The sequence below is a fragment of the Staphylococcus parequorum genome, from assembly GCF_039237145.1.
In the GTDB taxonomy this organism is placed as follows: domain Bacteria; phylum Bacillota; class Bacilli; order Staphylococcales; family Staphylococcaceae; genus Staphylococcus; species Staphylococcus equorum_A.
In genome coordinates, this window is sequence record NZ_CP150682.1 from 1221434 (window position 1) to 1242649 (window position 21216).

Annotated in this window: 26 protein-coding genes and 1 riboswitch; of the genes, 25 read left to right on the forward strand and 1 reads right to left on the reverse strand. The window is 34.3% G+C overall.

Annotated elements, in window-relative coordinates:
- Window positions 1–84: 84 nt before the first annotated feature.
- The 18 genes from AAA453_RS05740 (at window position 85) to fabZ (ending at window position 14667) form a co-directional block, all read left to right on the forward strand.
- Window positions 85–1128, forward strand: coding sequence for an L-threonylcarbamoyladenylate synthase (locus tag AAA453_RS05740; protein ID WP_427706835.1), 1044 nt, complete (start codon window positions 85–87; stop codon window positions 1126–1128).
- On the forward strand, window positions 1125–1547 hold the full coding sequence (locus AAA453_RS05745; RefSeq protein ID WP_427706837.1) for a low molecular weight protein arginine phosphatase: 423 nt from the start codon (window positions 1125–1127) through the stop codon (window positions 1545–1547). Before AAA453_RS05740 ends, AAA453_RS05745 begins: the two co-directional genes overlap by 4 nt.
- Before the next feature lie 149 nt (window positions 1548–1696).
- Entirely contained in the window at window positions 1697–2221 is a 525-nt protein-coding gene (locus AAA453_RS05750; protein ID WP_069817680.1) for a TIGR01440 family protein, read from the forward strand.
- A 23-nt stretch (window positions 2222–2244) separates the two neighbouring features.
- Window positions 2245–3483, forward strand: a complete 1239-nt coding sequence (gene glyA, locus AAA453_RS05755; protein WP_069817681.1) for a serine hydroxymethyltransferase — start codon at window positions 2245–2247, stop codon at window positions 3481–3483.
- Between the two features lie 18 nt (window positions 3484–3501).
- The gene (upp, locus tag AAA453_RS05760) at window positions 3502–4131 is read left to right on the forward strand and encodes a uracil phosphoribosyltransferase (protein ID WP_427706839.1); all 630 of its coding nucleotides are present in this window, start codon (window positions 3502–3504) and stop codon (window positions 4129–4131) included.
- A gap of 22 nt (window positions 4132–4153) precedes the next feature.
- The gene (gene wecB / locus AAA453_RS05765; RefSeq protein ID WP_427706841.1) at window positions 4154–5287 is read left to right on the forward strand and encodes a non-hydrolyzing UDP-N-acetylglucosamine 2-epimerase; all 1134 of its coding nucleotides are present in this window, start codon (window positions 4154–4156) and stop codon (window positions 5285–5287) included.
- Window positions 5288–5440: 153 nt separating this feature from the next.
- The gene (locus AAA453_RS05770; RefSeq protein ID WP_427706844.1) at window positions 5441–5791 is read left to right on the forward strand and encodes an ATP synthase subunit I; all 351 of its coding nucleotides are present in this window, start codon (window positions 5441–5443) and stop codon (window positions 5789–5791) included.
- Between the two features lie 28 nt (window positions 5792–5819).
- Complete coding sequence (gene atpB / locus AAA453_RS05775) at window positions 5820–6542, forward strand: F0F1 ATP synthase subunit A (protein ID WP_046466137.1); 723 nt, start codon at window positions 5820–5822, stop codon at window positions 6540–6542.
- A gap of 39 nt (window positions 6543–6581) precedes the next feature.
- On the forward strand, window positions 6582–6788 hold the full coding sequence (atpE, locus tag AAA453_RS05780; protein ID WP_002507076.1) for a F0F1 ATP synthase subunit C: 207 nt from the start codon (window positions 6582–6584) through the stop codon (window positions 6786–6788).
- 96 nt (window positions 6789–6884) lie between these two features.
- A complete protein-coding gene (locus tag AAA453_RS05785) occupies window positions 6885–7412 on the forward strand; it encodes a F0F1 ATP synthase subunit B (protein WP_021339776.1) in 528 nt (175 codons plus the stop codon).
- On the forward strand, window positions 7412–7951 hold the full coding sequence (locus AAA453_RS05790) for a F0F1 ATP synthase subunit delta (RefSeq protein ID WP_046466136.1): 540 nt from the start codon (window positions 7412–7414) through the stop codon (window positions 7949–7951). The genes AAA453_RS05785 and AAA453_RS05790 overlap by 1 nt, the downstream gene beginning before the upstream one ends.
- Before the next feature lie 20 nt (window positions 7952–7971).
- On the forward strand, window positions 7972–9501 hold the full coding sequence (atpA, locus tag AAA453_RS05795; protein ID WP_427706846.1) for a F0F1 ATP synthase subunit alpha: 1530 nt from the start codon (window positions 7972–7974) through the stop codon (window positions 9499–9501).
- A gap of 14 nt (window positions 9502–9515) precedes the next feature.
- The gene (gene atpG, locus AAA453_RS05800) at window positions 9516–10382 is read left to right on the forward strand and encodes an ATP synthase F1 subunit gamma (RefSeq protein WP_046466134.1); all 867 of its coding nucleotides are present in this window, start codon (window positions 9516–9518) and stop codon (window positions 10380–10382) included.
- Between the two features lie 22 nt (window positions 10383–10404).
- Entirely contained in the window at window positions 10405–11817 is a 1413-nt protein-coding gene (gene atpD / locus AAA453_RS05805; protein ID WP_427706849.1) for a F0F1 ATP synthase subunit beta, read from the forward strand.
- Between the two features lie 19 nt (window positions 11818–11836).
- Window positions 11837–12241: a F0F1 ATP synthase subunit epsilon gene (locus tag AAA453_RS05810; protein ID WP_002507082.1), complete on the forward strand. Its 405-nt coding sequence runs from the start codon at window positions 11837–11839 to the stop codon at window positions 12239–12241.
- Between the two features lie 321 nt (window positions 12242–12562).
- The gene (locus tag AAA453_RS05815) at window positions 12563–12796 is read left to right on the forward strand and encodes a DUF1146 family protein (protein ID WP_046466132.1); all 234 of its coding nucleotides are present in this window, start codon (window positions 12563–12565) and stop codon (window positions 12794–12796) included.
- Between the two features lie 107 nt (window positions 12797–12903).
- Window positions 12904–14169 (forward strand): UDP-N-acetylglucosamine 1-carboxyvinyltransferase, encoded by a 1266-nt coding sequence (gene murA, locus AAA453_RS05820; protein ID WP_046466131.1) that lies wholly within the window; start codon window positions 12904–12906, stop codon window positions 14167–14169.
- A gap of 57 nt (window positions 14170–14226) precedes the next feature.
- Window positions 14227–14667, forward strand: coding sequence for a 3-hydroxyacyl-ACP dehydratase FabZ (fabZ, locus tag AAA453_RS05825; protein ID WP_046466130.1), 441 nt, complete (start codon window positions 14227–14229; stop codon window positions 14665–14667).
- A 62-nt stretch (window positions 14668–14729) separates the two neighbouring features.
- Here fabZ and AAA453_RS05830 read toward each other — a convergent pair whose 3' ends face one another.
- Entirely contained in the window at window positions 14730–15170 is a 441-nt protein-coding gene (locus AAA453_RS05830; RefSeq protein ID WP_046466129.1) for a YwpF-like family protein, read from the reverse strand.
- A 190-nt stretch (window positions 15171–15360) separates the two neighbouring features.
- On the opposite strand from AAA453_RS05830, the gene AAA453_RS05835 reads away from it, so the two are divergent.
- The 7 genes from AAA453_RS05835 to yidC all read left to right on the forward strand — a co-directional run bounded on the left by AAA453_RS05835 (window position 15361) and on the right by yidC (window position 21215).
- A complete protein-coding gene (locus AAA453_RS05835) occupies window positions 15361–15780 on the forward strand; it encodes a single-stranded DNA-binding protein (protein ID WP_069817686.1) in 420 nt (139 codons plus the stop codon).
- A 481-nt stretch (window positions 15781–16261) separates the two neighbouring features.
- Window positions 16262–16936 (forward strand): transglycosylase family protein, encoded by a 675-nt coding sequence (locus AAA453_RS05840; protein WP_069817687.1) that lies wholly within the window; start codon window positions 16262–16264, stop codon window positions 16934–16936.
- A gap of 218 nt (window positions 16937–17154) precedes the next feature.
- Window positions 17155–17254, forward strand: a riboswitch (TPP riboswitch).
- A gap of 78 nt (window positions 17255–17332) precedes the next feature.
- A complete protein-coding gene (gene tenA, locus AAA453_RS05845) occupies window positions 17333–18022 on the forward strand; it encodes a thiaminase II (protein ID WP_427706851.1) in 690 nt (229 codons plus the stop codon).
- Window positions 18015–18836, forward strand: a complete 822-nt coding sequence (gene thiD, locus AAA453_RS05850) for a bifunctional hydroxymethylpyrimidine kinase/phosphomethylpyrimidine kinase (protein WP_427706853.1) — start codon at window positions 18015–18017, stop codon at window positions 18834–18836. Before tenA ends, thiD begins: the two co-directional genes overlap by 8 nt.
- Complete coding sequence (gene thiM / locus AAA453_RS05855; protein ID WP_427707048.1) at window positions 18829–19620, forward strand: hydroxyethylthiazole kinase; 792 nt, start codon at window positions 18829–18831, stop codon at window positions 19618–19620. The genes thiD and thiM overlap by 8 nt, the downstream gene beginning before the upstream one ends.
- A complete protein-coding gene (gene thiE / locus AAA453_RS05860) occupies window positions 19620–20258 on the forward strand; it encodes a thiamine phosphate synthase (protein ID WP_427706855.1) in 639 nt (212 codons plus the stop codon). The genes thiM and thiE overlap by 1 nt, the downstream gene beginning before the upstream one ends.
- An 87-nt stretch (window positions 20259–20345) precedes the next feature.
- Window positions 20346–21215, forward strand: a complete 870-nt coding sequence (yidC, locus tag AAA453_RS05865; RefSeq protein ID WP_427706857.1) for a membrane protein insertase YidC — start codon at window positions 20346–20348, stop codon at window positions 21213–21215.
- The last annotated feature ends 1 nt before the right edge of the window (window position 21216 follow it).

A 21216-nucleotide genomic window follows, 5' to 3' on the forward strand; every position in this document is an offset into this window, starting at 1 on the left:
ATGTACTGAACATGATAAATCATGAGAGTGCATAACTTTTTATTTTATTCTAAAATGGATCATGAGAAGAAATGGAGGGACTAAATGGAAACGAAGATTTGGGATTTACAACAGTATAAAAATGAAATCAATCAATTTCCAGATATAAATGAAATCAAGCACATCTTTGAACAAGGAGGCTTGATTGCAATACCAACAGAAACAGTATATGGTCTTGGTGCAGACGCGAGAAATGCTGAAGCAATCAAAAAGATATATGAAGCGAAAGGTAGACCTTCAGATAACCCGTTGATTGTACATATACATGACTTAAAACAAATAGAGCATTTTACACAAGATATAACAGACGAAATTAAATTATTGATGAAACATTTTTGGCCTGGACCAATTTCTTTTATATTACCGCTTAAAAAAGGATACTTATGTGAAAGTGTAAGTGGTGGTTTATCATCAATTGCTGTTAGAATGCCAAGCCATTCAATCGGCAGACAAATTTTACAATTTGTAGACATACCAATAGCAGCACCGAGCGCAAATTTAAGTGGTAGACCTTCTCCTACAACATTTGAGCACGTTTATTCAGACTTAAATGGTCGTATCAATGGCATGATAAACGGTGATCAAAGTGAAGAAGGTTTGGAAAGTACTGTGTTAGATTGCACACAGTTTCCATTTAGAATTGCTAGGCCGGGTTCAATAACAAAACCGATGATTGAAGCGGTGTTACCTAATAGCGTATCTACAGCAAACACTTTTGATAACGATAAACCAATCGCACCAGGAATGAAATATAAACATTATGCGCCAGATACACCGTTACAAATTGTTCAAGCATTCAATGTAAAACCTTCAGAAGAAAAAGATTGGAGTCAAACAGCATTTATCGTTCCAAGTGATAAGCGAGCGCTTGTCCCTGAAGGGTCCGTTTTTATAGAATTGTGTAAAAATGAAAATGATATTAGAGGTGCGAATCATAACCTTTATAAAATATTGCATCATATCGACCAAAATGAACAAATTAAAACAGCATTTATTTATGGCTTTGATATCACTGATCATACCGTAGCGATTATGAATAGAATGATGAAAGCTGCAAGTCAAACCATTGTTAAAGGAGATCAACTATGAGAATAATTTTTGTTTGTACTGGTAATACGTGTAGAAGTCCAATGGCTGAAAGTATTGCCAAAGCAAAAATGCCTGAATATATCATAGAATCACGAGGTGTTTTTGCTCAAGAGGGTCAGCCTACGTCTCAGAACGCACTGAGCATTATAAATGAACATCATTTACCATTACCGAATAATGCTAAATGTTTTACTGTAGAGGATTTAAATGCTGATTTAATATTAACAATGTCACAATCGCACAAAGAAACGATACAACAAATATATGGAGAAGCAGGAAAAGTGTATACAATCACGGAATATGTTCAACAAGAAGGAGAAATCACTGATCCATATGGTGGAACGTTATATGATTATAATAAAATATATAATGAATTAAATTTGTTGATAGATACTTTAAAAAATAAAATATTAAAGTAATAATTTTGTTAAAGTAGTATGAGTGAGTAGCTAAATACGTTATAATAATATACGTATAGCGAAATTGCTATCGTCTAATCTTGTATGTCTCATAGCATCAAGGTGTTTAAATACTTTTTTTAAATCATTATTTTAAAAGGGGTGGGAGAATGGAAGATCTAAAGTTATTGTTAAATGAGTTAAAGACTAAGTCTTTCTTTAAAGCAGATGAATTATGTGTGATTGGTTGTTCTACATCCGAAGTAATTGGTGAGCGTATAGGTAGTGTAGGTTCTATGGATGTAGCACAAGAAATATTTGAAGCATTAAAGGAAATTGAGAATGATACAAATGTTTCTTTTGTATTTCAAGGCTGTGAACATATTAACAGGGCAATAACGATAGAAAGGTCTAAGTTCAATCCCCTTACAATGGAAGAAGTGTCTGTTATACCAGATGTTCATGCAGGTGGTAGCTTAGCAACTTATGCTTACCAACATATGCAAGATCCAATGGTTGTTGAACAAATAACAGTGCCAAAAGGTATTGATATTGGTCAAACATTAATTGGCATGCATATTGCGCATGTAGCCATTCCAGAACGTACAAGTATTAAACAGATTGGTGAGGCAGTTGTTACAATCGCTTCTTCAAGACCTAAGAAAATTGGTGGCGAAAGAGCAAAATATAACTAATACAGAACGAGGGGGATTTACCTATGTCATTTATTCAAGAGCAAGATAAAGAAATATATGAAGTGATTCAAAATGAATTTAACCGTCAAAATAACAATATCGAGCTGATTGCTTCAGAGAACTTTGTTTCTGAAGCAGTTATGGAAGCGCAAGGTTCAGTATTAACGAACAAATATGCTGAAGGCTATCCAAACAGAAGATACTATGGTGGATGTGAATACGTGGATGTGTCTGAAACATTAGCTATCGAACGTGCCAAACAACTTTTTGGTGCTGAACACGTTAACGTACAGCCACACTCTGGGTCACAAGCAAATATGGCTGTTTATCTAGTAGCATTAGAACACGGTGATACTGTATTAGGTATGAATTTAAGTCATGGTGGTCACTTAACACATGGTTCGCCTGTTAACTTTAGTGGACAATTTTATAACTTTGTTGAGTATGGCGTAGACAAAGAAAATGAACAAATTGATTATGATGAAGTGTTAAGAGTAGCTAAAGAAAATAAACCTAAATTAATTGTCGCAGGCGCATCTGCTTATTCTCGAACTATTGATTTCAAACGATTCAAAGAGATTGCAGATGAAGTAGGGGCAAAATTAATGGTAGATATGGCGCATATTGCAGGTTTAGTTGCAGTTGGTTTACATCAAAACCCTGTTGAATATGCAGATTTTGTAACTACTACAACACATAAAACATTACGCGGCCCTCGTGGTGGAATGATTTTATGTAAAGAAGAGTACAAAAAGCAAATTGATAAAAAAATCTTCCCTGGTATTCAAGGCGGCCCGTTAGAACACGTTATTGCTGGGAAAGCAGTTGCTTTTGGTGAAGCACTACAAGACGACTTCAAAACATATCAGCAACAAGTAGTTAATAATGCTAAAACGTTAGCAGATACATTAACTAAAGAAGGCTATAGAGTCGTTTCAGGCGGCACAGATAATCATTTAGTATCTGTAGATGTTAAAGGTTCAGTAGGTATCACTGGTAAAGTAGCTGAAGAAACATTAGATGCTGTAGGTATTACATGTAATAAAAATACAATTCCGTTTGATCAAGAAAAACCATTTGTAACAAGCGGTGTTCGTTTAGGTACGCCTGCTGCAACAACACGTGGATTTGATGAAGCTGCTTTTGAAGAAGTTGCAAAAATCATCAGTTTAGTTTTAAGAAATCCAGAAGATGAAAAAGCATTAGAAGAAGGAAAAGAAAGAGTTAAAGCATTAACTACAAAACATCCTTTATACAATTAAAATTGGAGGAAGTAAATTATGGGCAAAGTACATGTTTTTGATCACCCACTTATTCAACACAAATTAAGTTACATTCGAGACGTACATACAGGGACTAAAGAATTCAGAGAATTAGTAGATGAAGTAGGTATGTTAATGGCATACGAAGTAACAAGAGATTTAGAATTACAAGATGTAGAAATAGATACACCGGTTACTAAAATGGTAGCTAAAAGATTAACGGGTAAAAAATTAGCATTTGTACCAATTTTAAGAGCTGGGTTAGGTATGACACAAGGTATTTTAAACTTAGTACCAGCAGCGAGAATAGGTCACGTGGGTCTATATAGAGATCCTGAAACACTTGATGCAGTTGAATATTTTGTGAAATTACCCCAAGATATCGAAGAAAGAGAAATTGTAGTCGTAGATCCAATGTTAGCGACAGGTGCTTCAGCAATTGAAGCAATCAATTCTCTTAAAAAACGTGGTGCGAAAAACATTCGTTTTATGTGTTTAGTTGCTGCGCCTGAAGGTGTAGAAAAATTACAAGAAGCACATGAAGATGTAGATATTTTTATAGCTGCATTAGATGAGAAATTAGATAATCATGCATACATTACACCTGGTTTAGGTGATGCTGGAGACCGTTTATTCGGAACAAAATAGTTTTACCCAGGAGTGGAGTAGAATGAAGAAAATAATGACTGTGTTCGGGACACGTCCTGAGGCAGTGAAAATGGCGCCGCTTGTATTAGCATTGCGAGATGATGCTGAGTTGGAACCGATAGTAGTAGTTACTGCACAGCATAGAGAAATGTTAGATTCTGTATTGGAAAGCTTTCATATTACGCCAGATTACGATTTGGATATTATGAAACAAGGCCAATCATTATCTGAAATTACTTCTCGTATTTTGACTAAATTAGAGGACGTTATTAAGGAAGAGCAACCAGATATGATACTTGTGCATGGTGACACCATGTCAACTTTCGCTGGAAGTTTGGCAGCATTATATAATCAAATTCCTATTGGCCATGTGGAAGCAGGGTTAAGAACTTGGGATAAATATGCTCCATTTCCTGAAGAAATGAATAGACAAATGGTAGGGGTAATGGCAGATTTGAACTTTGCCCCTACTAATAATGCTGCAGAAAATCTTATTGCGGAAAATAAACCGTCAGATACTGTAGTAGTTACTGGGAATACTGCAATTGATGCCATGAAGACTACCATACATGAACATTATCAATCTGATATTATCGACAGACATAAAGATAAACGTATTATTTTACTAACTGCCCACAGACGTGAAAATATTGGATCGCCAATGGAGCACATTTTTAAAGCAGTAAGAGATATTGTTGATAAATATGAAGATGTAGTAGTCGTTTACCCTGTACATAAAAATCCAAAAGTAAGAAGCATTGCAGATTTATACTTATCTAATCATGATCGAATTGAATTGATCGAACCATTAGAAGTAGTTGATTTTCATAATTTTGCGCATCAATCTTATTTGATATTAACGGATTCAGGTGGAGTTCAAGAAGAAGCACCATCTCTAGGTAAACCGGTATTAGTTTTAAGAGAAGCAACTGAAAGACCAGAAGGTGTAGAAGCAGGCACACTGAAAATTGTTGGTACAAATACGCAAATGATTTTTGATGCTACGCAAGCATTATTGGAAGACAAGCAATTGTACAAATCAATGAGTGAAGCGCGCAACCCTTATGGTGATGGAAATGCATCAAATAGAATTTGTGAAAATATAAAGTATTATTTTCATCTAATTCCAAAAAAACCTAGTTTTTTTAAATATTAATAGTGGTAAATGTGTCGTTTTTGTGACAAGTGTATAAAAAATTAAACTACATTTTGAATAGAATTGACACCTTTACCGCCCTATATTATTATTAAAACTGTATGATTGAAATGGTTTTCATCATTGAATGAAAAAATGAAGTGAGGCACAGTAATGAAACGTTTCAACATCATTTTTCAACAGTATATACAATTTTATTTATATGGTATAGTTGTACTGTTATTTGTGTTTATTTTCACAAGTTCGCCATTTATTTTAGGACTTATCATAGGCATGATTGGATCACTTATTAATACTTTTACTTTCGAGTTTTACTTAGCGAAAGCTAAACAAAAAGATAATATACATATTTCAACGGGCAACGTTTGGAGATATTTGGTTGTGATTCTTGCATGTTGTATTTGGTATTTTTATAAGGACTATATAAATATAATTGGTGTGGTTATTGGTTTAATGATTTCTTATGTGTTAATGGTTTTGAAACCGTTTTTACACAAGGAATAAAATCTTAATATGAAAGAGGTGAGAAAGCATGGATCATAAAGACCCTCTAGTCAGTTGGAATGTATTCGGTCTAGACATCGTGTTTAACCTATCATCAATTATGATGTTGGTTATTACAGCGCTTATTGTTTTTGTCATAGCTATTATTTGTACACGCAACCTCAAGAAACGTCCATCTGGTAAGCAAAACTTTATAGAGTGGGTTTTTGACTTTGTAAGAGGAGTTATCGAAAGTAACATGGCATGGTCTAAAGGTGGTCAATTCCATTTCCTTGCTGTTACATTAATATTCTTCATATTTGTCAGTAATATGATTGGATTACCTTTTCAATTAATTTCAGGTCATACACTGTGGTGGAAATCACCAACAGCTGATGCAACTGTTACTTTGACATTGTCAACTTTAGTTATCCTTTTAACACACTATTACGGTGTTAAAATGAAGGGTCCAAAAGGATACTTCCAGAACTATACTAAGCCTATATTCTTATTACCTATTAATATCTTTGAAGAATTCACTTCAACATTGACATTAGGTTTACGACTATACGGTAATATCTTTGCAGGTGAGTTACTGCTTGGTTTATTAGCAGGTTTAGTTATCGGTTTCCCAGCATGGGGATGGTTGATAGGTATCCCAGGTTTAATTGTTTGGCAAGGGTTCTCAATATTTATTGGTACGATTCAGGCTTATATTTTTGTAATGCTTTCAATGGTATACATGTCCCATAAAGTTCAGGACAGTCATTAATTAAAAAATTTTAAAAAGAAAAATTAGGAGGATTTATAAATGAATTTAATCGCAGCAGCAATCGCAATCGGCTTATCAGCACTAGGTGCAGGTATTGGTAATGGTCTTATCGTTTCAAGAACAGTAGAAGGTGTAGCACGTCAACCAGAAGCACGTGGTCAATTAATGGGTATTATGTTCATTGGTGTTGGCTTAGTTGAAGCACTACCAATCATCGGTGTAGTTATCGCTTTCATGTCACTATAATTAAACCAGTTTTATGGCGAAGTCTTGTTGACTTTCGCCGTTCGTTTTTATCCATATGACTTATAATTATAATGAATGAAAGGAGTGTCTATGTAAGTGACTGCTACGACAAATATGTTCGTACTTGGTGCGGCTGACACTAGTGGTGTTCAGTGGGGAACAATTCTTGTTACCCTTGTAACTTTTCTTATATTAGTAGCTTTATTGAAAAAATTCGCTTGGGGTCCGTTAAAAGGTGTAATGGATCAACGTGAACATGATATTAATAAAGATATAGATGATGCTGAACAAGCTAAATTAAATGCACAGAAGTTAGAAGAACAAAACAAACAAACGCTAAAAGAAACACAAGATGAGGTTCAAAAGATTTTAGAAGATTCTAAAGTCCAAGCCCGCAAACAACATGAAGAAATTATTCATGAAGCAAACATTAGAGCAAATGGCATGATTGAAACAGCACAGAATGAAATCAACAGTGAAAAAGAACGTGCAATTGCTGATATTAATAATCAAGTTTCTGAACTTTCAGTACTGATTGCATCAAAAGTACTTCAAAAAGAAATTTCAGGCAAAGATCAAAAAGAATTAGTTGAAAAGTACATTAAAGAGGCAGGCGATAAATAATGGCTATCATAGCAAAAAAATATGCCAAGGCTTTATTTGATACTGCTAAAGACACAAACAATCTTGAAATGATGTACGAAGAATTTTCAACAATCAACGAAGCAGTACAACCTGAAACAAAAAAATTACAAGCATTGGATGCAGATCCACAAAAAGATGTACAACAGCGTCGTAGTTTTGCAAAAGTAGTGTTTGGTCATGCCAATCAATACTTACAAAACATGTTAACGATTCTTGCAAGTAACCGTCATCTTTCTTACATTCATGAAATATATATAGAATTTGAAGCTTTATTTAATCAACATCACAATCAGGAATATGCTGTAGTTGAATCAGTATATGAATTGTCAGATGAAGATTTAGAACGTATTGATACAATAATTAAATCACGTACAAATTACTCTAAAATCATGATTACAAATAAAATCAATCCAGACCTTATCGGTGGTGTCCGAGTTAAAGTTGGAACGAAAGTCATGGACGCAAGTATTAAAAATGATCTTGCACAATTAGAGAAACAATTTATTAGAGTGAAATAAAAATTTAAGGAGTGACATAGATGGCCATTAAAGCTGAAGAAATCAGTGCATTACTTCGCTCACAAATAGAAAATTATGAGTCAGAAATGGCTGTTACTGATGTAGGTACAGTACTACAAATAGGTGATGGTATAGCATTAATCCACGGATTAAATGATGTTATGGCTGGTGAGCTAGTAGAATTTAATAGCGGCGTTCTAGGTTTAGCACAAAACTTAGAAGAGTCAAATGTAGGTGTCGTAATTTTAGGCCCTTACGGCGACATTAAAGAGGGGGACGAAGTAAAACGTACTGGACGTATTATGGAAGTTCCTGTTGGTGAAGAATTACTTGGCCGTGTTGTTAATCCATTAGGACAACCAATAGATGGACAAGGACCTGCTAACACAACAAAGACACGCCCAGTTGAGAAAAAAGCAACTGGTGTCATGGATCGTAAATCAGTTGATGAACCATTACAAACAGGTATTAAAGCGATTGACGCATTAGTACCAATTGGCCGTGGTCAACGTGAATTAATTATAGGCGACCGTCAAACTGGTAAAACGACAGTTGCAATTGATACGATTTTAAACCAAAAAAACCAAGATACGATTTGTATTTATGTTGCAATCGGTCAAAAAGATTCAACTGTACGTACAAACGTTGAAAAATTACGTCAAGAAGGCGCGTTGGATTATACAATTATTGTTTCTGCTTCTGCAGCCGATCCAGCACCAATGCTTTATATTGCACCGTATTCTGGTGTAGCTATGGCTGAAGAGTTCATGTTTGATGGTAAGGATGTATTAATTGTTTATGATGATTTAACAAAACAAGCTGCGGCTTATCGTGAATTATCATTACTATTACGTAGACCTCCAGGCCGTGAAGCTTACCCTGGTGACGTGTTCTACTTACATAGTAGATTATTAGAAAGAGCAGCAAAATTAAACGATGAATTAGGTGGCGGTTCAATTACTGCATTACCAATTATCGAAACACAAGCTGGCGACATCGCAGCATATGTACCAACAAACGTTATTTCAATTACTGATGGACAAATTTTCTTACAATCAGACTTATTCTTCTCGGGTGTAAGACCTGCAATCAATGCTGGTCAGTCAGTATCACGTGTTGGTGGTTCTGCACAGATTAAAGCAATGAAAAAAGTTGCGGGTACTTTACGTTTAGACTTAGCGTCGTTCCGTGAATTAGAATCATTTGCTCAATTTGGTTCTGATTTAGATGAATTTACTGCACAAAAATTAGAACGTGGTAAACGTACAGTTGAAATTTTAAAACAAGATAAAAACCAACCACTACCTGTAGAGAACCAAGTATTAATTATCTATGCTCTAACTAAAGGTTATTTAGATGATATTCCAGTTGAAGATATCACTCGTTTTGAAGCAGAATTAAATCAATGGGCGAAATCAAATGCCTCTGAATTATTAGACGAAATCAAAACTTCTGGTGCTTTACCTAACGAAGATGCATTTGAATCAGCTATTACTGAATTCAAAAAAAAAGTTTCAGTAAAACAGAAGCATAATAGTTATAGTAAATAAAAGGTGGTGAGATAATGGGATCTCTTAAAGAGATTGATACACGTATAAAATCAACTAAAAAGATGAAACAAATTACGAAAGCAATGAACATGGTTTCAAGTTCGAAATTGCGTCGTGCTGAAAGAAATACAAATCAATTCAGACCTTATATGGAAAAAATGCAAGATGCAATTACTGCGGTTGCTGGTGCAGATAAAAATTCAAATCATCCAATGTTACAACAACGTGAAGTGAAGAAAAGTGGCTATATTGTCATTACAAGTGATCAAGGCTTGGCCGGCGCGTATAATGCAAATGTATTGAAGCATTTAGTTAACGATATTGAGAATAAACATGCTAGCAAAGATGAATATTCAATTTTAGTATTAGGGCAAACTGGTGTGGACTTCCTTAAAAATAAAGGTTATGAAATTCATGATTCACTTGTTGAAGTACCTGATCAACCTTCATTTAAAGAAATACAAGCGATCGCTAAAAAAGCGGTAGATTTATATAGCGATGAAGCAGTAGATGAGGTTAAAATCTACTATAGTCATTTCGTCAGTGTATTAGAAAATACACCTTCCATGAAAACCGTACTTCCATTGTCTCCAGAAGATTCAAGTTTAGGACATGGTCAAATGTCTTCTTATGAATTTGAGCCAGACAAAGAAGCAATCTTAAGCGTTATTCTACCTCAGTATGTAGAGAGTTTAATATATGGAACGATTTTAGATGCAAAAGCAAGTGAACATGCGACGCGTATGACTGCTATGAAAAATGCATCTGATAATGCGACAGAGATTATTGATGATTTATCAATTGAATATAACAGAGCTAGACAAGCAGAAATCACTCAACAAATTACTGAAATTGTTGGTGGATCAGTTGCGCTTGAATAATTATTAAAGGAGGCAAAAAAGCATGGGATTAGGCCGTGTAACACAAATTATGGGTCCAGTAATTGATGTTCGCTTTGAGCACAATGAAGTTCCAGAAATTAACAATGCTTTAACAGTCGACGTTGAAAGAGATGAAGGTACTGTCACGCTTACATTAGAAGTTGCATTACAACTTGGCGATAATGTAGTACGTACGATTGCAATGGATTCAACTGATGGTGTTAAACGTGGTACAGAAGTTCGAGATAGTGGTGAAAGTATCAGCGTACCAGTTGGAGATATTACACTAGGTCGAGTATTTAATGTACTTGGCGACACAATTGATTTAGATGAAAAAATTGAAGATTCAGTTCGACGTGATCCAATTCATAGAGAAGCACCTGCATTCGATGAATTATCTACTAAAGTTGAAATTTTAGAAACAGGAATTAAAGTCATCGATTTATTAGCACCATATATCAAAGGTGGTAAAATCGGTTTATTCGGTGGAGCCGGTGTTGGTAAAACTGTATTAATTCAAGAATTAATTAATAACATTGCTCAAGAACATGGTGGTATTTCTGTATTTGCGGGTGTTGGTGAACGTACACGTGAAGGTAATGACTTATACTTCGAGATGAGCGAAAGTGGTGTTATTAAGAAAACTGCAATGGTATTCGGTCAAATGAATGAACCGCCTGGTGCACGTATGCGTGTAGCATTATCTGGTTTAACAATGGCAGAATATTTCCGTGACGAACAAGGACAAGATGTATTACTATTCGTTGATAACATTTTCAGATTTACACAGGCTGGTTCAGAAGTATCAGCATTGTTAGGTCGTATGCCTTCAGCTGTTGGGTACCAACCAACATTAGGTACAGAAATGGGACAATTACAAGAACGTATTACATCAACAAACAAAGGTTCGGTTACTTCAATCCAAGCGGTATTCGTACCTGCCGATGACTATACTGACCCTGCGCCAGCAGCAGTATTTGCTCACTTAGATGCAACTACAAACTTAGAACGTAAATTAACTGAAATGGGTATCTATCCAGCGGTTGATCCGTTAGCATCTACTTCAAGAGCACTTGACCCAACAATTGTTGGACAAGATCATTATGAAATAGCACGTGATGTACAATCTACTCTACAAAAATATAGAGAGTTACAAGATATCATTGCTATTTTAGGTATGGATGAATTATCGGAAGAAGATAAACAAACTGTAGAACGCGCACGTCGTATTCAGTTCTTCTTATCACAAAACTTCCACGTAGCAGAACAATTCACTGGTCAAAAAGGTTCTTACGTTCCAGTTCAAAAAACTGTAGAAGGTTTCAAAGCAATTTTAGATGGCGAGTATGACCATATCCCAGAAGATGCATTCCGTCTTGTTGGTAGTATGGAAGAAGTAATTGCTAAAGCTAAAGACATGGGTGTTGAAGTTTAAAAATTAGGAGGTATGGATAATGAACACATTAAGCCTAAATATTGTCACTCCTAATGGTTCTGTTAACAACCGAGAAGATGTTAATCTTGCAGTGTTCCAAACAACTGCAGGTGAGATCGGTGTCATGTATGGACATATTCCAACAGTTGCAGCACTTGAAATTGGCTATGTCAAAATTAACTTTGATAATGGTTCAGAATATATTGCAGTGAGTGAAGGTTTTGTTGAGGTTAGACAAGATAAATTATCGGTTATTGTACAAACTGCAGAACCTGCTAACGAAATAGATGTAGCTAGAGCAGAATTAGCTAAATCTAGAGCAGAATCTCATATAAATAATGAAGAAGATAATAGTGACATTAGTAGAGCTAAGCGTGCGTTAGAACGCGCTAACAACCGTATTCGTGTCGCTAACTTACAATAAATATTATTTGAAATTTGAAGTTCCTAACAACAGGGACTTCATTTTTTTATTATAAAAAATTTCAACATGCTCATAGTTCGTAAATTTTATTGAAGGATGACCTATAAATAAATTGGCTTAATTACTATATAGAAAATTTTATCACGCGATATACATAAAATATTTTTATCTTTATATTTAATATGAATATCTTTTATGCTATTAGGGAATAGCAAAATATAACATTTAGTTATATTAGGGGTTTGATCGCTGTTCTTAAGTATCTTTTAGAGCCAATTTCGTGTAAAATAGTTGAATAGTATCAAGTGAGGAGTATGGCTTATGGAGTATTTAGGACAATTTTCAGTTGTACATCTTATCTTACATGTGCTTTGTATTTGTCTTGCTTATTGGGCACTTAACTCAATAAGGTTAGAGCAATTTTTTAAAAAAGGGTATCCAGCTCAAGTACAAATATGTATGATATTTTTAGCAATATTGTTAGGTACAGCAGTAAGTAATTTTATTGTAGATTTACTACAATTTTCAACTCAAATAAAATATTTAGCACAATAATTCAAATATCTGTATCTTTGTTTGGTTTACAGATATAATAATTTAAGAGTACATAAAAAAAGATGAATTTTAATGAAATATAAAAGTAGTTAAGTGGAGGATTTAAGATGGATATGATAGAGATTAATGGTGGAAATAGATTAACTGGTGAAGTGAAAGTATCAGGTGCAAAAAATGCTGTATTACCAGTATTAACTGCTTCACTATTAGCATCAAAAGGTGTTAGTAAACTTATGAATGTACCAGCACTTAGTGATGTGGAGACGATTAATAATGTGATTTCAACATTAAACGCAGATGTTTCATACAATAAAGAAGAAGAATCTGTCACTGTTGATGCTACAAAGGAATTAAATGAAGAGGCACCATATGAGTATGTGAGTAAAATGAGAGCAAGTATACTTGTAATGGGTCCATTATTAGCTCGTCTAGGTCATGCAAAAGTTGCATTGCCAGGTGGTTGTGCAATTGGTTCAAGACCTATCGAACAACATATCAAAGGCTTTGAAGAGTTGGGTGCCGATATCCATATGGACGGTGGTTTTATTTATGCCAGCACTGAAAATGGATTGAAAGGTACTTCAATTCACTTAGATTTTCCAAGTGTAGGAGCGACTCAGAATATCATTATGGCTGCATCATTAGCTGAAGGTAAAACAGTATTAGAAAACGTAGCACGTGAACCAGAGATTGTTGATTTAGCAAACTATATCAATGAAATGGGCGGTAATGTAGTAGGCGCCGGTACGGATACGATAACTATTCATGGTGTTGAAGCATTACATGGTGTGGAACATTCGATTATTCCTGACAGAATTGAAGCAGGAACGTTACTTATTGCAGGTGCAATTACACGTGGTGATATAATTGTAAACGGAGCTATCAAAGAACACATGACAAGTTTAGTTTATAAATTAGAAGAAATGGGCGTAAATTTAGATTATCAAGGTGATACGATCCGTGTTACAGCAGATGGTCCATTAAATCCTGTAGATATTAAAACACTTCCTCATCCAGGTTTTCCAACAGATATGCAATCACAAATGATGGCACTGTTACTTACAGCAGACGGCCATAAAGTAGTGACTGAAACAGTATTTGAAAATAGATTTATGCATGTTGGAGAATTCAAACGCATGAACGCTAAGATACAGGTTGAAGGTAGAAGCGCAAAAATTGAAGGTAAAAGTGAGCTTCAAGGCGCTCAAGTAAAAGCAACAGATTTACGTGCAGCTGCGGCACTTATTTTAGCAGGACTTGTAGCTGATGGCACAACCCAAGTTACTGAGTTAATACACTTAGATAGAGGTTATGTAGATTTACATGGTAAATTAAAATCTTTAGGTGCCGATATCAAACGTACACAAAAATAATACTTCAATGTATTAATATAGAACTCGCAACGAAAGAAGATTTGGAGGAAGCAAACGATGGAGACAATTTTCGATTATAATCAAATTAAAGATATTATTCCACACAGACAACCTTTTTTATTAATTGATCGCGTGATTGAATATGAAGAGGGCAAACGTTGTGTTGCTATTAAACAAGTTTCTGGGAATGAGCCATTTTTCCAAGGACATTTTCCTGAATTTGCAGTTATGCCAGGCGTATTAATTACAGAAGCCCTAGCACAAACAGGTGCGGTAGCTATTTTAAATAGTGATGCAAATAAAGGCAAGCTTGCATTATTTGCGGGTATCGATAAATGTCGATTTAAAAAACAAGTCACACCAGGTGACACTTTGCAGTTAGAAGTTGAAATAACGAAGATGCGTGGACCAATTGGAAAAGGGACTGCGAAAGCAACTGTTGATGGTCAACTTGCATGTAGTTGTGAATTAACATTTGCAATACAAGATAAAGCATAAATAAAGTGCCTTAAGGATTTGTGAATTTCACTAAATCCTTAAGGCATTTTTGCGTTTAGTATTTACTTTTCGAATCTTTCATCTTTAAGTCTTGGTTTAGATTGCATCATACGATTAAATGATTTTTTCAATTCTTCACCAGTTAGGCCTTCATCAATCAATTGTTCTAATAAACTTTCTGCATAAACTTGTCTCAAAGTATAGATGTGACACTCAAAAACTACAGAAATAGTGCCATCTAATTGACTAATGTTTTTAATCGTTGCGTCAAATAGCGCAGGGTCATTAGCAGGACGTGTAATGACAACGCGAATATCCAAGAGATCTTCATTGTTCATATGCTGTTTCATAGTTTCATAATGGAAGTCTGAAATGACGATTTCAAGCAACCAGCCAGTACCACTATTTTCTTTATTTATAATGACTCCATCTTCTAATTCATATTCAGTAACTCCGCCATTTTCTGATACGATTTGAAATCGAACGGCTTTAAATGTTTTCATCGTCTTCACATCCAATTGATTAATTTAAAATCTACTATAATTGCATTTATATAATCATTATAACGTAATTTCAAAAGAGAAAGGTGAAATTTGTAGAAATTAGTAGTAATTTACTTTTTAGTTTATGGAAAAGTGAGTTTTGACTCAATTTATAAATTTAATTATGATTAAAACACAAAGGAGGTGACCTATGATTAATAACATCGTCATTGTAGGACGATTAACAAAAGATCCCAAAATTTATGAAAAGGAGGGCAAGAAATTAGCTACCTTTTGTGTAGCGGTAAATAGAAACTATAAAGATAAAGATCAAAATACAGTCTGTGATTACTTGTATTGTAAAGCATTTGGTAAAATTGCTGACAATATTGAAAAGTATATCAATCAAGGATCACTTGTAGGTATTACGGGACAAATGCAATCACGTAAATTTGAAAAAGAAGGACAGATGCATTTTGTATCAGAACTTTATATTGAAACAATTAAATTCATGTCTCCACGAATTAAAAATGAAACTGATGAACTTTTTGAACCATTCCCATTAGAGCAAGAACATGAATCATTCAACGAAATTAATATTCAAGAAAATGATATATACGAAATTGTATAAACTCCCACTTAAAATTTATCCCACATTAAACTATTCCAATTAATATACATTAAATCCTACTATCAATTATACTTCTTTCAGGCTATTCCTCTTAATAATGCCCAATCTAGAGGAATAGCTTTACATATTATATCCATAAATATATGCGACAAAAAATAAAGGAATGTAAAAGCACTGTAAATTTCAATTCACAAAACATCTTAAAAATGCGAGTTATAGCATTTATATAATACAGAATAATCAGTTTAATTACGAAGATGTTACAAGGTTATAGGGCCAATAATAGTACAAAAGGTTATCATGATAGTGCTTATATGCTTAAATATACATAAAAATGAGTATTGTTGATGTAATTAGGTTGTAAAAAAAAGCTTATTTTTTTTATTTCACTGTAACCTACAAAGAATTTTTGAATGGTATAATTGTACTTGCAAATTAATCATAAAATAAATTAATCACCTTATAGGAGGACTTTTTAACAATGAAAAAAACAGTAATCGCATCAACTTTAGCACTAGGATTAGGCGTAACAGGAGCAGTAAATTCAGCTGACGCTTCAGAACAAGGCGTAGACAAAGCAGAATTAGCTCAATTAGCGCAATCAAATTCAGAACAATTAAATGAAGCACCTGTACAAGAAGGCGCTTATGACATAGATTTTAATTATAATGGTACAGACTATAGCTTTGAATCAGATGGTACAAACTTTAGCTGGAGCTTTGGTGGAGGATCAACTGAAGCACCTGCACAACAAGAAGCACCAGCAGAACAAGCAGCTGAGCCAGCTCAACAAGAAGCACCAGCTGAACAAGCTGCAGAGCCAGCTCAACAAGAAGCACCAAAAACTGAAACAACTCAACAACCACAACAAGAATCTGCTTCAAAAGAATCAAGTGAAGCTTCAAGTGGTTCATCAGTAAATGTTAACTCTCATTTACAAGCAATTGCTCAACGTGAATCAGGCGGCGACCTTAACGCTGTTAACCCATCATCAGGTGCAGCAGGTAAATACCAATTCCTACAAAGTACTTGGGATTCAGTAGCACCAGCAGCTTACCAAGGTGTATCTCCAACAGAAGCACCTGAATCAGTACAAGATGCAGCAGCAGTTAAACTTTATAACACTGCAGGCGCTTCACAATGGGTTACTGCATAATTTAGTCAGTAATTAATTATTAATAATATAGAACAGTGCCAACAAAGTCAGAAACTTTGTTGGCACTTTTTTGTGCATATTTTCTGCTGAGATAACTACACCTTCTAGTTAGTTAATGTACAATTTCTATGATATATACAACATAGACTTTTTATTGAAGTACGTTCTTTTGCAATGTCATACTACATTTGTTATGTTTAAAGAAATAATAATATATGAAAATCTACTAGGGGAGCCTTTATGGCTGAGATGATTTAGTTCAGACCCTTACGACCTGATTTGGTTAATGCCAACGTAGGAAAGTAGTTTAATTTATAATTGAATTGCTTAGCCTTTCTATTAATTAACTACATTCTTACTTGGAATGTAGTTTTTTTATATTTAGGAGGACTTAAAGTGTTATTTTCAAAAGAATTAAAAACAGATGCCAAGCCTATTATTGATGACATCTATAATGATCCATTTATACAAGAAATGTTACAAGGTCATTTATCGAAAGATGCTACTAAATTTTATTTAAGAGCAGATGCATCTTATTTAAAGGAGTTTGCTAATATTTACGCATTACTTATACCTAAAATGGAGCAAATGGAAGATGTGAAATTTTTAGTTGAGCAGATCCAATTTATAGTTGATGGAGAAGTAGAGGCACACGAAATATTGGCTGAATATGTAAATGAACCTTACAATGAAATAGTAAAAGAAAAAGTTTGGCCACCGAGTGGCGATCACTATATTAAACATATGTATTTTAATGCTTTTGCTAAAGAAAATGCAGCATATACAATTGCTGCCATGGCGCCTTGTCCATATGTGTATCAAGTTATTGCACAACAAGCGTTACAAGACAATACTTTGAATACCAATTCTATTTTGGCAAAATGGTTTGAATTTTATAGTACCGAAATGGATGAACTTGTGCATGTTTTTGATAATTTAATGGATAAATTGACACAAAATTGTACGAAACAAGAGAAAGATGATATAAAAGATTGTTTCTTACAGAGTACAGTTCATGAGCGTAAATTTTTTAATATGTCATTCACGGAAGAAGAATGGCCTTATGGAGGGGTTAATAATGAATAAACCTAAAATTGCTTTAACTATAGCAGGCACTGATCCAACGGGTGGCGCAGGCGTCATGGCAGATTTAAAATCATTTCATGCTTGTGGCGTATACGGTATGGCTGCGATTACGAGTATCGTAGCGCAAAACACAAAAGGCGTTCAACATATTCATAACATAGAAACAAGTTGGTTATCCGAGCAATTAGAAAGTATCTTTGATGATGAGTTGCCTCATGCGTTGAAAACAGGCATGATTGCTTCAAAAGAAATGATGGAATTAATACAATATTATTTAAAGCAATATCCAGAGATCCCTTATGTGATAGATCCTGTAATGTTAGCTAAAAGTGGTGACTCGTTGATGGATGAGGATGCTAAAGCTGACTTGCAAAACATTTTATTACCTTATGCTACTGTGGCAACACCAAACTTGCCTGAAGCAGAGGAAATAACAGGATTAACGATACAAGATGAAGCATCAATTTATAAAGCAGGTGACATTTTCATTAATGAAATTGGCAGCAAAGGTGTTGTAATTAAAGGTGGACATTCAGAGGATTTAGACTTCGCTAAAGATTATTTATTCACTAAAGAAAATGTATATACTTTTGAAGAACCTCGATATGATACAAAACATACGCATGGTACCGGATGTACTTTTTCGGCAGTGATTACTGCAGAATTAGCAAAAGGCAAAACAATATATGAAGCAGTGAATAAAGCAAAACAGTTCATTTCTTTAAGTATTAAACACACACCTGAAATTGGTCAAGGTAGGGGACCAGTTAATCATTTTGCATATATGAAAGAGGTAGGATTAGATGATGAATAATTTAGAAGCACTCAGAAATAATAACCCGTTAGTTATTTGTTATACAAACGATGTTGTTAAAAATTTTACCGCAAATGGCTTATTAAGTTTAGGTGCAAGTCCTGCAATGAGTGAAGCACCAGAGGAAGCGTCAGATATGTTAACACACGCAAATGCTTTACTGATTAATATTGGCACGCTGACTAAAGATAAAGAGTCAGATATTTTAAAAATTGCGAAGGTAGCTAATCAAATTGGAACACCAATCGTCTTTGATCCTGTTGCTGTAGGGGCATCACAATACCGCAAAGATTTTTGTGAGACATTTTTAAATGAAGTAAAGGTAGCAGTTATCAAAGGTAATGCATCAGAAATTTTAACACTTATTGATAATGATACACAGATGAAAGGTACAGATAGCGAAATGAATCTGGATGCTGTAAATATTGCTGAAAAAGCTCATAAACAATTTGGGACAGCAATTGTTATCACAGGTAAAGAAGATATTGTAGTGCATGAAGATAAAATTGTGAAACTGGCTAATGGTTCGCCTATGCTTGCAAAAGTGACAGGTGCAGGTTGTTTATTAGGTGCTGTGATAGCTAGCTTTTTAAAATCTAACCAGCAACCACAATTAAATCAATTGGTAGAAGCAGTTACTGTATATAATATTGCTGCTGAACAAGCTGAAAAAATTTCGGATAATCGAGGGCCTGGCGCATTTATGGTTGAATTAATGAATGCATTATATCAAGTCACATATGATGATTATTTGAATTTAATACGCAGTCAAGAGGTGCAATAATGTTTGATAAAAATAAACTAAAACTTTATTTTATTTGTGGAACGCAAGATGTTGCAGAAGATAAATCGATTATTGATGTTGTAACTGAAGCTTTAGAAGCAGGTATAACGCTATTTCAGTATAGAGAGAAAGGGGAAACTGCATTAGTAGGTGATGATAAAGTGAAGTTAGCACAACAATTACTTTCTTTGTGTCATCAATACGATGTACCTTTTATAGTAAATGATGATGTGAGTTTAGCTAAAGACATTGATGCAGATGGTATTCATGTAGGGCAAAATGATTTAGAAGTAAATGAATTTGCACAACAATTTGAAAATAAAATCATTGGTCTGAGTGTAGGTGATGTAGATGAGTACTTAAATTCTGATTTGAAATATGTTGATTATATAGGCGTCGGTCCAATGTTTGCAACGACATCTAAAGATGATGCAAGTTTGCCGGTTGGTCCAGAAATGATTACACAATTAAGACATTACGTTAATGATTTTCCTATTGTTGCGATTGGCGGCATCAATTTAGATAATACACCATCTATAATTCATGCCGGGGCAGATGGTATATCAATTATTTCGGCAATTGCTAAAAGTCAAAATATAAGTGAATCAGTGAGACAATTTTTACAAACTGTTGAATAATGTATAAAAATTTCTTTTTTTGTTTTCTACTTCCCTATGAGTATGATAAAATAAATTCTATGTGAATAAATCATTAGAGGTGGAAAAATGAAGAAGAAAGCGCTACTCCCTTTATTATTAGGTGTAATGGTCTTTTTAGCAGGTTGTGACTATTCTAAACCTGAAAATAGAGATGGGTTTTTCTATAATACGTTCGTAAATCCAATGGACAGTCTTATACATTGGTTAGGAACTAGTTTTAATAACGACTATGGACTAGCAATTATTGTCATTGTATTGGCGATGCGTATCATATTATTACCATTCATGTTATCGAATTATAAAAACAGTCACATGATGCGTGAAAAAATGAAAGTTGCTAAACCGGATATTGATGCAATTCAAGAAAAGGTTAAGCGTTCACGTACGCAAGAAGAAAAAATGGCAGCTAACCAAGAAATGATGGAAGTTTACAAGAAATATGATATGAATCCGATGAAGAGCATGTTAGGTTGTTTACCAATCTTGCTTCAAATGCCAATCATCATGGGTCTTTTCTTCGTATTGAAATATCCTTCAAGTGGTGGTTTCACTGAACACCCAGATTTCTTATGGTTTAACTTAGCTCAACCAGATATTTGGATTACGATTATAGCAGGTGTCTTATACTTCTTACAAGCTTATGTTTCAAGTAAGAGTATGCCAAACGAACAGCGTCAAATGGGTTATATGATGATGATTATTTCACCAATTATGATTGTGTGGATTTCATTAAGTTCTGCATCAGCATTAGGTCTATATTGGTCAGTCAGTGCCGCATTCTTGATTGTACAAACACAAGTAGCGAATATGCATTATTCTAAACTTGCTAAAAAAGAAGTTGCACCTATGATTGAAGCAATGGAGAAAAACAAAGCTGAAGCAGCAAGTAAAGGTAAAAACACACAAGTTGTTTCTAAGAAAAATAAGAAAAAATAAA

Coding starts and splice junctions, on each gene's coding strand:
- AAA453_RS05740 (WP_427706835.1), top strand. CDS start 85: ATGGAAACGAAGATTTGGGATTTACAACAGTATAAAAATGAAATCAAT.
- AAA453_RS05745 (WP_427706837.1), top strand. CDS start 1,125: ATGAGAATAATTTTTGTTTGTACTGGTAATACGTGTAGAAGTCCAATG.
- AAA453_RS05750 (WP_069817680.1), top strand. CDS start 1,697: ATGGAAGATCTAAAGTTATTGTTAAATGAGTTAAAGACTAAGTCTTTC.
- glyA (WP_069817681.1), top strand. CDS start 2,245: ATGTCATTTATTCAAGAGCAAGATAAAGAAATATATGAAGTGATTCAA.
- upp (WP_427706839.1), top strand. CDS start 3,502: ATGGGCAAAGTACATGTTTTTGATCACCCACTTATTCAACACAAATTA.
- wecB (WP_427706841.1), top strand. CDS start 4,154: ATGAAGAAAATAATGACTGTGTTCGGGACACGTCCTGAGGCAGTGAAA.
- AAA453_RS05770 (WP_427706844.1), top strand. CDS start 5,441: ATGAAACGTTTCAACATCATTTTTCAACAGTATATACAATTTTATTTA.
- atpB (WP_046466137.1), top strand. CDS start 5,820: ATGGATCATAAAGACCCTCTAGTCAGTTGGAATGTATTCGGTCTAGAC.
- atpE (WP_002507076.1), top strand. CDS start 6,582: ATGAATTTAATCGCAGCAGCAATCGCAATCGGCTTATCAGCACTAGGT.
- AAA453_RS05790 (WP_046466136.1), top strand. CDS start 7,412: ATGGCTATCATAGCAAAAAAATATGCCAAGGCTTTATTTGATACTGCT.
- atpA (WP_427706846.1), top strand. CDS start 7,972: ATGGCCATTAAAGCTGAAGAAATCAGTGCATTACTTCGCTCACAAATA.
- atpG (WP_046466134.1), top strand. CDS start 9,516: ATGGGATCTCTTAAAGAGATTGATACACGTATAAAATCAACTAAAAAG.
- atpD (WP_427706849.1), top strand. CDS start 10,405: ATGGGATTAGGCCGTGTAACACAAATTATGGGTCCAGTAATTGATGTT.
- AAA453_RS05810 (WP_002507082.1), top strand. CDS start 11,837: ATGAACACATTAAGCCTAAATATTGTCACTCCTAATGGTTCTGTTAAC.
- AAA453_RS05815 (WP_046466132.1), top strand. CDS start 12,563: ATGGAGTATTTAGGACAATTTTCAGTTGTACATCTTATCTTACATGTG.
- murA (WP_046466131.1), top strand. CDS start 12,904: ATGGATATGATAGAGATTAATGGTGGAAATAGATTAACTGGTGAAGTG.
- fabZ (WP_046466130.1), top strand. CDS start 14,227: ATGGAGACAATTTTCGATTATAATCAAATTAAAGATATTATTCCACAC.
- AAA453_RS05830 (WP_046466129.1), bottom strand. CDS start 15,170: ATGAAAACATTTAAAGCCGTTCGATTTCAAATCGTATCAGAAAATGGC.
- AAA453_RS05835 (WP_069817686.1), top strand. CDS start 15,361: ATGATTAATAACATCGTCATTGTAGGACGATTAACAAAAGATCCCAAA.
- AAA453_RS05840 (WP_069817687.1), top strand. CDS start 16,262: ATGAAAAAAACAGTAATCGCATCAACTTTAGCACTAGGATTAGGCGTA.
- thiD (WP_427706853.1), top strand. CDS start 18,015: ATGAATAAACCTAAAATTGCTTTAACTATAGCAGGCACTGATCCAACG.
- thiM (WP_427707048.1), top strand. CDS start 18,829: ATGAATAATTTAGAAGCACTCAGAAATAATAACCCGTTAGTTATTTGT.
- thiE (WP_427706855.1), top strand. CDS start 19,620: ATGTTTGATAAAAATAAACTAAAACTTTATTTTATTTGTGGAACGCAA.
- yidC (WP_427706857.1), top strand. CDS start 20,346: ATGAAGAAGAAAGCGCTACTCCCTTTATTATTAGGTGTAATGGTCTTT.